Raw genomic sequence first — 12,673 nt, 5'->3', positions numbered from 1 at the left:
TGCGGACCCCCCTCGTTGTAGCGGCCAAGCCATTTGCGCGCCGTGCGCATGCTGATGCCGGCGGCCTGTGCGGCCAACGCCAAGCCCATCACGCTGATGCGTTCGATCAGCAAAAGCCGACCTTGGTACGTCAATCTGGCATTCTTATGGCTGTTCACCCGGCCACCTTCATCTGAGAGTTCTGAAGCGTCGTAACTCCAGTCTCCCAGACCAGGTCGGGTGAACAACCTATCGAGACATCACAGCTAGCCCTGCACCGCGCTGCGCGCCTGCTGAATCTCGGCGTTTGGCGGCGGCTGTCTCCGGCCGCTTGACTTCACGTTGAGCGTCAGCCTTGCGGCGTCCAATCTCGGCGAGTCGATGTCGGCTTGGGGTCGACAGCGCCATTCCAACGCTTCGAGCAGCAGACATTCCGGCGCGAGTCGACGGCGACAGCCGCGGGCGGCCAGGCTGGACGACCGTAGCGCCCTCGACACCGGTCGTTGAAGCCGTCAGCCGGCCAGGTGCGCCGGCGACTGCTTCCTGCCAGGCAGCGTGAACTCGGCGGCTGATCGCCGATGACGGCAACCGCTGCAATGCGGCGGTCCATTGCGAGCCGAATCCCGCTCAACCCATCGCTTCCAGATACGCAATCCGCCGAATCGGCGTGAACAACGCCCCTAACGCCACCACCCCCAGCAGGCACAAGGCCGCCGCCGTGAACAGCTGCGTCACGTCCAGCACCCGCAGCGCCGCCCCGGCTGCCGCCGAAGCCAGCGGTGCCAGCCCCATGACGATGAACATGAACAGCGCCATCGAGCGGCCCAGCATCTCTGACGGGATGCGCTTTTGCAGCCAGCTGTAGACCGCGACCTGCACAAAGCCGCCCAGGGCGCCCAGTGGCAACAGCAGCAGCGCACCCTGCCAGGCCGCATGCACATGGCCGAAGGCGAGGAAGACGCAGCCGGCGACGGTGTCGATCAGCAGCACCGTGCCGCCCAGCGTGGACAGGCGCCAATGCGGCTTCAACCCTGACACCGCCATGCCCGCCAGCGCGCCCAGGCCGTGCACGGCCAGCATTGCGCCCAAGGCCGCGGCGCCACCGGGCAGACGCTCGGCAGCCAGCACCGGCAACGCGACCTGGATGGGCCCGCCGACGAAGAAGGCTATTGCCGAGAAATACATGAAGAGGGCGCGCAGCTCGCGGTCCTGCCAGCAGCTCGTCAGCGACTCGGCAATGGCCGCGAAGACGGGCTGAGGCGGCCTGGCCTCGCTGGCTGCCACCTGCACGCGCGACAGCGTCCAGGCCGAGATGGCAAAGCTCAGGGCATCGAAGCCAAAGGCCAGCGCCAGGCCGTGGCCGCTCAACGCCGGTGCGCTGCCCGCCGTCACCAGCAGGCCGGCCAGCACCGGCCCGAGCAGCAGCACCAGCTGGCGCGCGCCCATCAGCACGCCGTTGGCCGGCTGGATCAGCGTGGCCGGCACGGTTTGCGGCAGGATGGCGCTGCCGGCCGGATAGCTGAACGCAGTCGCCAGGCCGATGGCCAGCGTCAGGCCATAGACCCAGGGCAGCGTGACCGCGCCCGTGGCGGTCAGCGCGGCCAGCAGGCCGAGCAGCGCGAAGTTGATCCACTTGGTCAGCAGCAGCACGGCCTTGGGCGAGTGGCGGTCCACCAGCGCGCCGCCAACCAGGATGAAGATGGCGCGCGGCAGGCTGCCCAGGGCCAGCACGGTGCCCAGCACCAGCGGGTCGCGGCTCAGGCCCATGACGAGCCAGGGCAGGGCCAGCAGCGTGAACTGGTCGCCCAGCATGGACAGCAGGCCGCCGCCGATGATCCAGCGGAAATTGGCGTTGCGAAAGAGTTCGCGGCGCGGGTCGCTCATGACTGCTCCCCGAGGGGCAATGTTTCTTTGGAGCGGCGCAGGTAGGCGATCAGTTCAGGCGTCACACCGGACTGGCGCGCCAGTTCGGGCTCGGCGGCATACATGCGCTGCATGGTGTCCTTCATGCCGGGCGCCACTTCCAGGAACTGCTTCTGCAGCGCCAGCCAGCGCCGCACCAGGGCCTGGACCTCGGGCGCGGCCGGGTCGAGGCCGGTGTCCATCGCCGCGCGAGCTTCCTTGATCAGCTGCGGCCATTCCAGCTCGACGGCGTCGCGCTCCGGCTCGGGGATGGCTTCCCATTGCCAGCGCATGGCGCGCAGCTGCTCCGGGCTGAACCAGCGCTCGTGCACGCGCCGGATGGCCATGGCGTCCAGCAGCACCTGCACCGCATCGCCGCCATCGCCCTGCAGTTCCAGCCGCTTGGCGGCATTGCGCAGCGTCAGCAGCAGGCTCTCCTGCGCCTGCAACTGAGCCTCGACCTGTTCGATCTGGGCCTGCAGCACGTCAGCCAGCGGTTGCGGCGCCTCGCCGTCCAGCAGCGGCGCGATGGCCTTCAGCGACAGGCCGGCGTCGCGCAGCGCCAGCACCCGGTGCAGGCGCAGCACGTCGGCGTCGCCGTAGCGGCGGTAGCCAGCCTCACTGCGGCCCGAGGGGCGCAGCAGGCCGAGTTCTTCGTAGTGGTGCAGGGTGCGCACCGTCAAGCCGGCCCGTTTGGCCAGCTCTCCCACCGTGTAGTCCATATCCAGGCTCGTGCATGAAACGGGCCGGATGATGAAGCCTCACGTGACGTGAGGGTCAAGCGCCGCGCCATCGCGAGGCGTGGTGTCGCGATGCGGGGCGCTCAGGCCCAGACCTGGGGCGAATACTGATTGAAGACGCCGTTTGACCGTGAAGTTCTTGGCATTTCGAGCTGGCATGGGGTTTGCACTATGGCTTGTGCCGAGGCGACTGGCCTCGGGGAACCTAAGGAGTACCTCACCATGAAGACCTGGACGAATCTGCGACCCCTCACCCTGTCGGCCGCTCTGCTCGCAACCATGACGCTGATCGCGCCCGCGAGTGCCCAGGAACCCACCGTGCCCGCCATGACCGGCCGCGCCATGCTGCGCGACGCACGAGGCGAATTTCTGCTTGACGATGGCCGCACGCTGAAGGTCCATGTCGGCGTGCGCAGTCTGGGCGTCAGCCTCGACGAGAGCCCGCTGGAGACCTGGCGCGCCGAGAACACCGAGCTGCTCGTCAGCCCCGACGGCATGCGTCGCGTGCGCCTGTTCCGCAACGTCGACGGCAGCGTTGATCGCATCGCATTCGAGACCGACCGGATGCGCTGAGACGGCAAGTTATCCCAAGCCGGCGCGCGCTCGCGGAGTGCGCCGGCTTCGGCGGCATCTCTCCTCCATTCAGCGACGAGGCTGGCCGTCCATCCACGCGGCGCGGATCTCGCGCCCGCAGTTCACCGAAGCCACCGCCGGCTTGTCGCTGGGGTCGTCGCCCAGGGCGCCACGGCGCTGCTCGCGAGCGACGATGCCGTAGAAGCGCTGGTCGGCGCTGATCCACGGATAGAAGCCGAAGGCGCCCGGGCTGCTGAAGGCACCGTCACCGACCTGCGGGTCGTCCTCCACCCAGTGGCCGAGGCTGTAGTGCCAGCTCTCCGTCGCAGGGATGGGCGTCTTCACGGCATCGCTCGGGCAGACCTGTGGGTTGGTGCAGACGGCCTCCTTGCCCAGCAAGCGGCCGAGTTGCAGCTGGCCGCCCAGCAGGGCGCGCAGCAGGCGGCTGTAGTCGGCCGCGCTGGTCTGGCCGCCGCCGGCCGGCATGGCCTGGCTGTAGCTGAAGGACCAGTCCGTGCCGAGCGTGGGTGCGAGCGACTGCCGCACCGCGAGGGCCAGACCCTCCGGGCCCAGCGAGCCCAGGCCCATCAGGATGGCGTGCTGCTGCATGTGGCCGCCGTTGTAGTCGAAGCGGTTTTCGGTGGCCGGATTGAGGCGGCCGCGGCCGTTGATGAGGCTTTGCTGGCAGGCCGCCACGCTCTGGTTCTGGCGGCACACGTGGTAGTAGGTGTAGCCGGACTGGAAGTGCAGGAACTTGACGTCCTCGGCGCTGAGCTGGCCCTGGCGGCGCTCGGCCACGAAGGCGGCGTAGACCCATTTGGAGGCGGAGGCGATGGCCATCTCGGTGTGGCGCTCGGGGCCGTTTTCGCCGGCCTTGCCGCCGGCCAGCGGCTGGGTGGCGTTGCCGATCTCCCAATAGAAGGGCTGGGCGGCCATGCAGGCCGCAGACTTCTCGGCCGTCAACCGTGCGGCGCCGGCGCGCTGCAGTGGCGTTGGTTCGGCTTGAGCAATGAGCGGGGCGGCAATCAGCAGGGTGAGCAGGGTGAAGGCGGCGTGGCGCATGGCGATCTCCGTTTGAGGTGGGGCCATGCTGCCCAGCCGTGGCCGCGCAAAGGTTGCCGCGCGGGTTGCAGTGCTTGCAGGGCCTGACGGCGGGCGCGGCTTGCAACGGTTTGTCATTGTTTTCCGGCAAGGTGGGGCGCGGGCTTCTCCCTAACATCCCCCTATGAGCCGCATCCTGATCGCCGACGACGAGGCCGAGTTGCGCGGCCTGCTGCAGCGCTACCTGACCGAGCAGGGGCACAGCGTGCGCGCCGTGCCCGATGCCGCCACCGCCGCGCAGCTGCTGGCGCGCGAACGCTTCGACGTGCTGGTGCTGGATTTGATGATGCCGGGCGAGGACGGCCTGTCGCTGTGCCGCCGCTTGCGCGGCCAGGGCGAGACCATTCCCATCCTGATGCTGACGGCGCGCGGTGACCTCGTCGACCGCGTGCTGGGCCTGGAGATGGGCGCCGACGACTACCTGGCCAAGCCCTTCGCCCCGCGTGAGCTGCTGGCGCGCATCCAGGCGATGGTGCGTCGCCAGCAGCAGCTCGGTGCCCACCTCGGCCCTGCGGGCGAGGAAGCGGTGCGCTTCGGTGACTTCACCCTCTACCCCACGCAGCGCCGGCTGGAGCGCGCTGGCGCGCCGGTGGAGATCAGCACCGTGGAGTTCCAGCTGCTGCGCGCGCTGGCCAGCCAGCCCAACCGGCCGCTGGGCCGCGAGAAGCTGCTGGCCCTGGCGCATGGCGACGAGCACGGCGTCAGCGACCGCAGCCTGGACGTGCAGGTCATGCGGCTGCGCCGCCTTGTCGAAGCCGACCCGAGCACACCGCGCCACATCCAGACTGTGTGGGGCCTGGGCTACGTCTTTATTCCTGAGCCGGGCGCGCGATGAAGTTCGGCCTGTCCACGCTGTTCGGCCGCAACCTGTGGCTCATCGTCTGCCTGATCGTGCTGGGCCAGTTGGTCAATGCGCTTGCTTATGCGCAGTTCGTCGCCCGGCCGCGCCTGCAGCAGTCGGCCGAGGCGACCGCGCGCAGCCTGCAGGCCGTCGCCGAAGGCATGCGCCTGTTGCCCGAGGCCGAGCGCGCCGGCTTCGTGGATCGCTTCAATGCGCGCGCCGGCTCGGGCCAGCAGCAGCGCCTGCTCGAGCGGCCGACCTGGGTGGAGCGCGGCTTCCTGGCCGAACTGGCGACGCAACTGGGCCTGGAGCGCGGCGAGCTGCCGTGGCGGCGCGAAGCCAACGGCCTCATCGCGGTGCAACTGCCTGGCGCGCCGGCCTGGCTGGTGCTGCCTGCCGTGCAGCCGGCCCACCATTTCGCGCGCACCTGGCTGATCGCCAGTGGCGCCAGTGCCGTGCTGGCCTTGCTCGGCGCCTGGTTGATCCAGCGCCGCATCAACCGCCCGCTGGCCCGCCTCGTCGACGCGGCCCGGGCGGTCGGTGCCGGCCAGCGCCGCTTGCTGCTGCCCACTGACGGCCCGGCCGAGACCGCGGCGCTGGCGCGCGGCTTCAACGACATGGCCGAGGCCCTGGCGCGCGACGAGGAGGAGCGATTGCTGATGCTGGCCGGTTTGTCGCATGACCTGCGCACGCCGCTGGCAAAGATTCGCCTCGCTAGCGAGTTGCTGCGTGGTTCTTTCGATCGGGCGGGCCAAGGGGACAGGGAATTGCTCGACACGCTGGACCGCAGCCTCCACGGCCTGGACGGGCTGCTGACCCAGTTCCTCGACTACGCGCGCGCCGCCCACCCCGCCGAGCAGGAGCTGCCGGCCGTGGACGTCGAGCTGCGCGAATTCCTGGCCGAGACGCTGGCCCTGGCGCCGGGCCTGCCGCAACCGCTGCTGGCCAATGGGCAGGCAGTGCATCGGCGCGCACGGCCGCAGGCGTTGCGCCGCCTCGTCCTCAACCTCATCGCCAATGCGCAGAACCACGGTGCGCCGCCGATCGAGCTGGCCTGCGGTGAAAACGCCGGTGCCGCCTGGATCGAGGTGCGCGACCGCGGCCCGGGCATCGCGCCGGCCCGGGTCGACGACCTCAAGCGCCCCTTTCAGCGCGGCGACACGGCGCGCGGCGGCAAGCCCGGCTCGGGCCTGGGCCTGGCCATCGTCGAGCGCATCGCGCGGGCCGAGGGCGCCGAGCTCAGGTTGATGCCACGCGATGGTGGCGGCCTCATTGCCCGTGTCAGCTGGTCTGGATCGTGACGAAGCAGTATTCGAGCAGTCGCCAGTGCTGAGTTCAGCTCGCGTTGATCGTCACCGTCACGTTGCCCGTGCTCGTCTGGCCGAGGTTGTCCTTCAGCGTGATGACGAGGTTGGTGCGGCCGGCTACCGGGTTGGCCCAGTTCAGGGCGAGGCCGCTGCCGGTGGCCGAGAAGCTCATGCCGCTGGCGGCACCGCTGATGCTGATGCTCAGCGAGCTCGCGCCCGGCGCCGAGTAGCCGATGGTGGCGGCGAGAGCCTTGCCGGCCGTGCCGCTCAGGCTGGTGGTCGTCAGCGTGGGGCCGCTGCTGGTCGTCGGCGTGGGGGTGGTCGTCGAGGTCGTGACGCTGGCGCCGCTGAGGCTGCTCAGCAGGGCGCTGACGTTGGGCGTGCCCCAGCCGGTGGGCGTGTCATAGCCGGCCTTGGCGGCGCAGCTCGTGCATGTGCCGTTGCTGCCGCTGGCCACGTCCTTGAAGGCGGCGGCGTATTGCGTCGGCACGGCGCCGATCTGCTGGTAGAGGGCGGCGTGAGGCTGGCCGAGCAGGGCCTTGCTGGCGGCGGCGCGCATCGCGTTGGCCACGGCCAGCAGGCCGGCCCATTGCGGCGTGGCCAGGCTGGTGCCGCCGGCGCTGACCCAGCGCGTCGTCGTCGCGCCCTGTGCAATCAGCGCCACGTACTGGCCGGAGTTGGGGTCGGCGTTGAAGGCGACGTCGGCGACGGCGCGCTTGGCGTAGCCGCCAATGGTGCCGCTCTGGTAGCTGGGCAGGGCCACATAGGCGCTGGTGCCGCCGCCGGTGCCGGTCCAGGTGGTTTCGCTGCGCGCACCGCTGCTGTAGCTCAGCGTGGTGCCGCCGACGGCCACGACGCGGGTCGACACCGAAGGCCAGGACACGGCCGCGCCGTTGTCACCGGTGGCGGCCAGGTAACTCATGCCGGCGGTGGCGAAGGCGCCGTCATAGCTCGACGTCCAGCTGCCCTCGGCGGCGCCGAAGCTCATGGACACGACGCCGGTGCCCATCCTGTTGGCCAGGGCCACGGCCTTGGACAGGCTGCCGACGCCGGCATCCGGCGCTTCGATGAGGACGAGGCGCGCCAGCGGTGCCGTCGCGTGGGCCCATTGCACGTCCAGCGCAATCTCGGTGGCCCAGCCGCTGTCATAGGCGGGCGCCGTGGCGGTCAGGGCGCCGGCGGTCGTGCTGTAGGCAATGACCAGCTCGCAGCTGGACGGGGAGGCTTTGGCCAGCGGCAGGCTGGCGTTGGCCGCCAGGGTGCGCGAGCTGCAGGTCGGCAGCGCGAACTTGGTGTTGAAGGCGGCCAGTTCGGCGGCGATGTTGGGGTCGTGCTTGGCGTTGACGATGTAGATGGTCTGCCCGGCGCCGAGCTGGGCGGCCTGGGCGGCGGTCAGGCCGGCGGTGCTGGCGGGCAGGGCCGGCTGCGCGTAGGCGGCGCGGATCTGTGCCGGCGTATAGGTCGTCACGGCAGTGGACGTCGCCATCGGGGCGGCTTCGCCTGCACCCGCCGCGAAGGCGCGAGGCCGCATGGCCTCGTCCAGGCGGTCGCGCGTCAGGCCTTGGGTGGCGACGCCGGCCAGGGCGTGGCTGCGGTGGGGTGCGGCACCGTTGTCGGGTTCTTCGAGATCGACGGCGGCGGTGTGGAAGCTGGGCTTAGCCTCGACGCTGGCGGCGGCGCCATCGGCAAGATCAACGGTCAGGTTGATGACCGAGGCCGCCTCGCTGACCTGGACGGTCGGGCTGTCGCTGCTGCCACCGCCACAAGCGGTGAGGGCCGCGGCGGTCAGCAGGCTGAAGGTCCAGGAAGTCCAGGAGACAGGGCGGGTACTGCGCATGGCCGGGTTCTCGTACGAAGGAGGGCCACGCCGATCAAGACCTGCCGGTCTTGGCGGCCCCGCTGCCGTGGCGCTTGCGCGCTGTAGGCCGGTGGCTTTGCGTCCCCGCCTTTCGACGGGTTTGCCCTCTGGGTTGTGAAACAGGTTCAGTCTAGGCGCCGGGGTGCCGAGATACGGGGCCCGACAAAGGCGCTGCGTGACTTCTGACTCGGCGGGCAGCGCGAGCTTTCGATGCCGCCAGTCTGCGTTTCGTGAGTTACTGCCCTGTGGTTGCTTTGTGTCACGCAGGACACAAAAGCTCAGGCGGGCTGCGGCGGGTGCAGCGGGATCCAGACCGTGAAGCGCGTGCCGACGCCGGGTTGGGAATCCACTTCGATGCGACCGCCGTGCTTTTGCACGATGGAGAATGAAAGGGACAGGCCCAGGCCCGTCCCTTGGCCGACGGGTTTGGTCGTGAAGAAGGGCTCGAAGATGCGCCGCTTGACCTCCTCGCTCATGCCGCTGCCCGTGTCTGCGATCTCGATGCGAACCCAGCCATCCTCGGCGCGCGTGGTCAGCGTGATCGTGCCGCGCTCCTTGATGGCATGGGCCGCATTGACGATCAGATTCATGAAGACCTGGTTGAGCTGCGCGGCGATGCAGTGCACCGGGGGCAGCACGGCATAGTCCTTGCGAACCTCGGCCTTGTACTTGACCTCGTTCATGACGACGTTGAGCGTCGAGTCCAGCCCGGCATTGAGGTCGGCGTCCTGCCAATCGGCATGGTCGACGCGCGAGAAGTCCTTGAGGTCCTGCACGATCTTCTTGACCCGCGACAGCCCCTCCTCGCTCTCGTCGAGCAACTGGGGCAGGTCCTCCTGCACGAAGCTCAGGTCGACGGCGGCATCCACCCGGTCCAGCTCTTCTCGCACATCGCGAGGCAGCGCGTCGGCCGGCGTCTTCCTCAGCAGTGCGAGCAACGCGAAGACAGGTTGGACATAGCCGCGCAGCGAGCCGAGGTTGGAGCTGACAAAGCCGATCGGGTTGTTGATTTCGTGGGCGACACCGGCGGCGAGCTGGCCGATGGAGGCCATCTTCTCGGCCTGCAGCAGCTGGTTCTGCGCTTCCTCAAGCCGGTTGTTGGTCTGCTTGATGCGCTCGTAGTTGAGCTCCAGCTCACGCTGCACGCGGCGCACCTCCGTGCGGTCCTGCAGCAGCCACCAGGTGCCCGCTGTCGGCTCCTCGGGGTTGGATACGTAGGCAATGATCTGCACCCACAGCGTGTTGCCGGCCAGCGTGCAGACCTCCATCTCGTGCAGCAGCGAGCCGCCCCGCGACAGCACCGGGATGGCGATCTGGCTCAGCGCTTCGAAGTCTTCGTCGCTCTTGAACAGGCGGCGCGTCGGCAGTCCATGGGGCGGGACGTCACCGAGTTCGAACATCTCGATGAACTTCTTGTTGCCGCGCTGGATCTGCTGATTGGCCGTCGCGATGATGCCTACCGACGCGTTCTCCAGAAAGGCTTCGAGTTCATGGTGGGTGCTCAGCAACTCGGCCGTGCGGTCCGCGATCATGTTCTCGAGTTCGTTGCGATGGCGGCGGAGTTCGTCCTCGGCCTGGCGCCGTCGCGTGATGTCCTGGAGTGTCTCGATGGCGCCGACGACTTCGCCGTGGGCATCGACCAGCGGGGCGGCCGTGAAGTAGAGCCAGCGCCCTTCCCGGCCGAAATTGGGGAAATAGCCCTCGACCTCGTAGGCGTTGGCGATGTGCGGCGACGGTTGGCAGTGCCGGCCGTACAGGCGCTGGCGCTCCTGCTCGACATTGCCGTCCAGGATCAGGTCGACCAGCAGCGGCCTGGCTTCGGGGTAGAAGGCGCGCCAGGTGTCGTCGCGGCCCAGCATCTCGGAGGCGTCGCGGCCGGTGAGCTGGGCGCAGGAGGCGTTCCAGTGCGTGACGCGGTGAGACTTGTCGATCACGAGCGTGGCCACCGGGTTGTTCTCGAGGATCTGGTAGAGCACGCGGCCGATGTCCAGCAGGCTGGTCTGCACGTGGCGGATGTCGCTGAGGTCCTGCCCGGTCAGCACCGCACAGGGTTGGCCGTCGAGCATGACGCGATGCGCCTTGACTTCCAGCACGCGCAGCGAGCCGCTGCCCGTCAGCGCCTCGATCTCGATCGCGGGCAGCTCGCCTTCCTCGGCCAGCGCCCGCTGGCCATAGCGCCGCAACTCATCGGCGAACTCGGGCGCTGCCCAGCCGTGCGGCGGCATCTGCTGCAGCGCCTCCAGCCCATAGCCCAGCAGGCGTTCCATCGCCGCGTTGGCGAACAGGATGCGGTCCGATCCATGCACCAGGACCGACGCACTGACGGCCTGCAGCGCCAGGCTGAAGTCGACCGTCAGTACGGTCACCACTTCACCTCTTCATCCGGGTCCTCCAGGATGAACGAGCCGTCGCTGCCCCATTTCACATGGGTGATGCCCGGTTCGAGCCGCTCCAGGCGGCGCAGCTCCGCCTCTTGGGCGGTAAGCACGCCCATCTGCTGGCGCACCTGGTCAGCCAGGCGCTGGTTCTCCATCGTCAGCTCGCGGATGCGCAACACCTGGCGCACGGCGCTGAGCAGGTCGAAGTCGGCCCAGGGCTTGGAGATGAAACGGGCGATCTCGGCCTCGTTGATGGCCGCCACCAGCGCGTTCAGGTCGGCATAGCCGGACAGGATGATGCGCCCGCAGTCGGGCTGCACCTGACGCAGTTCGCGCAGGAATTCCACGCCGGTCATGCCCGGCATGCGCTGATCGGAGATGGCCAGCGCGAAAGCGCACTCGCGCGCCCGCGCCAGAGCCACGGCGCCGTCGGTGAAGCTTTCGACGTCATAGCGCGCGCCGCCGGTGTCCTTCAGCCCGTTGCGCAGCAGGCGCTGCAGCGCGCTGAGGATGTGAGGCTCGTCGTCGACGAGCAGGATGCGTTCGCTCACGTCGCACCTCCTTCAGGCAGCTTCACGAAGACATGCAGCTTTGCGCCTTCACGGCCGGCGAATTCGCGCAGCTGTCTGACGACCCGGTTGTCGAAGACGAAACCCGCGGCCAGCAGCAGCGTGCCCTGCGGCGACAGCAGGTCGCGGGACAGCACCATGCCCGGCATCACTTCGTGAGGCTGCAGCTCCCGGTCACGCGGCTTCTCGGAGGGCTCGTCCTTGAGCGCCAGCTCGAAGGCCTCGACAACAGCCTTCTCGTAACGCGTGCCGGCACCGCCGAGGATCAGCGAATGCGCCTCGGCCGCCGAATGGCGCTTCAGCGACAGCCGGCCGGACTGTGCGGCGTAGTAGTCGCAAGCCACGCTCACCACCTGCGCGCCGAGCGGCACCTCGTCGCCGCTCAGCGCATCGGGGTAGCCCTTGCCGTCGATGCGTTCGTGGTGCGACCGCACCAGGCGCGCCACGCGTTGCAGCCGCCCGAGCGGCAGCAGCGCCGCCTCGCCATTGAGCGGGTAGCGACGGTACAGGGCCAGCTCATCGCTGGACATGGCCGAGAGCGGCTTGCGCAGCATCGTGTCCGGAAGGCCGATCTTGCCGACCTCATGCAGCAGGCCGGTGATGTAGATGTCTTCCTCTGCCGCTGCACCCAGGTTGAGCCGCCGCGCCGTGCGGCGAGCCAGGTCGGCCACCTCGCGTGAATAGCCCGCCATGCCACCACCACGCAGCTCGATCAGACCTGAGAACACGTTGATCGACAGCAGGAAGTTCTCCTGCAACTGCGCGAACGAGGTCTCCAGCATGGCGTTGACCTGTTCCAGCTCGCTGGTCCGCGCCTTGACCCGCGCCGCCAGGTCGGTGTTCAAGGCCTGCAGTTCGTCGTTCTGCCTTTGAGTCAGCAGCTGCAGCGCGCGGTTTTCCTTCTCCAGCCGGCGGCGCTCCAGGCCGTCCTGCACGCACATCACCAGCTCGCGGTCGTCCCAGGGCTTGGCGATATAGCGGTGGATCTGCCCGCGGTTGATGGCTGCGACGGTCGAGCCGATATCGGCATAACCCGTCAACAGGATGCGCCCGACGGTCGGCCAGCGCTGGTGGACCTGTTCGAGCAGCGCCGCGCCGTCCATCTCCGGCATGCGCATGTCGGACACGACGAGATCGACCGGTTCGGTCTCGAGCATGGCCAGTCCGGCCTTGGCGCTTTCGGCCAGCAACACCCGGTAACCCTGGGGCCGGAACAGCCGTCGCAGCGCACTGAGGATCGACACCTCGTCATCGACGAACAGCACGACCGGAGGGTCGGCAACTTTTGCATCCATCAAATCGCTCCCGCTGGCGGATGCGTCGCGCCATCGCCGTCCGTGGCGAGCGCGCCAGGGACGACCGCCGCTTTACTGGGAGTTTAGGCAGGTCGGCCCGGCGATGCTTGACAAGTTGTTCGCAAAATGT

The 12,673-nt window shown here is 68.8% G+C and carries 11 protein-coding genes and 1 riboswitch; of the genes, 3 read left to right on the top strand and 8 right to left on the bottom strand.

The genetic code is table 11. From position 1 onward, the window contains the following. The 3 genes from ACXJKM_RS04035 to ACXJKM_RS04025 all read right to left on the bottom strand — a co-directional run. Nucleotides 1–158, bottom strand: a 158-nt coding sequence (locus ACXJKM_RS04035) for a leucine zipper domain-containing protein (protein ID WP_457350416.1), incomplete at its 3' end; no start/stop codon positions are given. A 448-nt stretch (nt 159–606) separates the two neighbouring features. Continuing rightward, the gene (locus ACXJKM_RS04030; protein ID WP_457350402.1) at nt 607–1,863 is read right to left on the bottom strand and encodes an MFS transporter; all 1,257 of its coding nucleotides are present in this window, start codon (nt 1,861–1,863) and stop codon (nt 607–609) included. Beyond that, nucleotides 1,860–2,603, bottom strand: a complete 744-nt coding sequence (locus tag ACXJKM_RS04025) for a MerR family transcriptional regulator (RefSeq protein WP_457350401.1) — start codon at nt 2,601–2,603, stop codon at nt 1,860–1,862. The genes ACXJKM_RS04030 and ACXJKM_RS04025 overlap by 4 nt, the downstream gene beginning before the upstream one ends. Before the next feature lie 240 nt (nt 2,604–2,843). Between ACXJKM_RS04025 and ACXJKM_RS04020 the strand changes: the two genes are divergently transcribed. Then, nucleotides 2,844–3,194 carry a hypothetical protein gene (locus tag ACXJKM_RS04020; protein ID WP_056194526.1) on the top strand — a complete coding sequence of 117 codons (351 nt, stop codon included), beginning with the start codon at nt 2,844–2,846 and terminating at the stop codon, nt 3,192–3,194. A 69-nt stretch (nt 3,195–3,263) separates the two neighbouring features. On the opposite strand, the gene ACXJKM_RS04015 is transcribed toward ACXJKM_RS04020, so the two are convergent. Further along, the gene (locus ACXJKM_RS04015; RefSeq protein WP_457350399.1) at nt 3,264–4,256 is read right to left on the bottom strand and encodes a hypothetical protein; all 993 of its coding nucleotides are present in this window, start codon (nt 4,254–4,256) and stop codon (nt 3,264–3,266) included. A 163-nt stretch (nt 4,257–4,419) separates the two neighbouring features. On the opposite strand from ACXJKM_RS04015, the gene ACXJKM_RS04010 reads away from it, so the two are divergent. Together ACXJKM_RS04010 and ACXJKM_RS04005 are read left to right on the top strand one after the other, a co-directional pair. Next, entirely contained in the window at nt 4,420–5,130 is a 711-nt protein-coding gene (locus tag ACXJKM_RS04010; protein WP_457350397.1) for a response regulator, read from the top strand. Next, the gene (locus tag ACXJKM_RS04005) at nt 5,127–6,437 is read left to right on the top strand and encodes an ATP-binding protein (protein ID WP_457350395.1); all 1,311 of its coding nucleotides are present in this window, start codon (nt 5,127–5,129) and stop codon (nt 6,435–6,437) included. The genes ACXJKM_RS04010 and ACXJKM_RS04005 overlap by 4 nt, the downstream gene beginning before the upstream one ends. Nucleotides 6,438–6,471: 34 nt before the next feature. Here the strand turns inward: ACXJKM_RS04005 and ACXJKM_RS04000 are convergent, their stop codons facing one another. The 4 genes from ACXJKM_RS04000 to ACXJKM_RS03985 all read right to left on the bottom strand — a co-directional run bounded on the left by ACXJKM_RS04000 (nt 6,472) and on the right by ACXJKM_RS03985 (nt 12,543). Continuing rightward, nucleotides 6,472–8,280: a S53 family peptidase gene (locus tag ACXJKM_RS04000; RefSeq protein ID WP_457350393.1), complete on the bottom strand. Its 1,809-nt coding sequence runs from the start codon at nt 8,278–8,280 to the stop codon at nt 6,472–6,474. Nucleotides 8,281–8,329: 49 nt separating this feature from the next. Further along, nucleotides 8,330–8,416: riboswitch (cyclic di-GMP riboswitch) on the bottom strand. A 163-nt stretch (nt 8,417–8,579) separates the two neighbouring features. Beyond that, nucleotides 8,580–10,667 (bottom strand): ATP-binding protein, encoded by a 2,088-nt coding sequence (locus tag ACXJKM_RS03995; protein WP_457350391.1) that lies wholly within the window; start codon nt 10,665–10,667, stop codon nt 8,580–8,582. Then, nucleotides 10,664–11,230, bottom strand: coding sequence for a response regulator (locus ACXJKM_RS03990; protein ID WP_056194510.1), 567 nt, complete (start codon nt 11,228–11,230; stop codon nt 10,664–10,666). The genes ACXJKM_RS03995 and ACXJKM_RS03990 overlap by 4 nt, the downstream gene beginning before the upstream one ends. After that, entirely contained in the window at nt 11,227–12,543 is a 1,317-nt protein-coding gene (locus ACXJKM_RS03985; RefSeq protein ID WP_056194507.1) for an HD domain-containing phosphohydrolase, read from the bottom strand. Before ACXJKM_RS03985 ends, ACXJKM_RS03990 begins: the two co-directional genes overlap by 4 nt. Between the last annotated feature and the right edge of the window lie 130 nt (nt 12,544–12,673).

The sequence above is a fragment of the Roseateles sp. P5_D6 genome (assembly GCF_054049415.1).
This window is presented reverse-complemented; position numbering and strand designations above follow the sequence as displayed.

Bases quoted from the DNA above. Each gene is read 5' to 3' on its own strand.
- ACXJKM_RS04030 (WP_457350402.1), bottom strand. From the start codon at position 1,863: ATGAGCGACCCGCGCCGCGAACTCTTTCGCAACGCCAATTTCCGCTGG.
- ACXJKM_RS04025 (WP_457350401.1), bottom strand. From the start codon at position 2,603: ATGGACTACACGGTGGGAGAGCTGGCCAAACGGGCCGGCTTGACGGTG.
- ACXJKM_RS04020 (WP_056194526.1), top strand. From the start codon at position 2,844: ATGAAGACCTGGACGAATCTGCGACCCCTCACCCTGTCGGCCGCTCTG.
- ACXJKM_RS04015 (WP_457350399.1), bottom strand. From the start codon at position 4,256: ATGCGCCACGCCGCCTTCACCCTGCTCACCCTGCTGATTGCCGCCCCG.
- ACXJKM_RS04010 (WP_457350397.1), top strand. From the start codon at position 4,420: ATGAGCCGCATCCTGATCGCCGACGACGAGGCCGAGTTGCGCGGCCTG.
- ACXJKM_RS04005 (WP_457350395.1), top strand. From the start codon at position 5,127: ATGAAGTTCGGCCTGTCCACGCTGTTCGGCCGCAACCTGTGGCTCATC.
- ACXJKM_RS04000 (WP_457350393.1), bottom strand. From the start codon at position 8,280: ATGCGCAGTACCCGCCCTGTCTCCTGGACTTCCTGGACCTTCAGCCTG.
- ACXJKM_RS03985 (WP_056194507.1), bottom strand. From the start codon at position 12,543: ATGGATGCAAAAGTTGCCGACCCTCCGGTCGTGCTGTTCGTCGATGAC.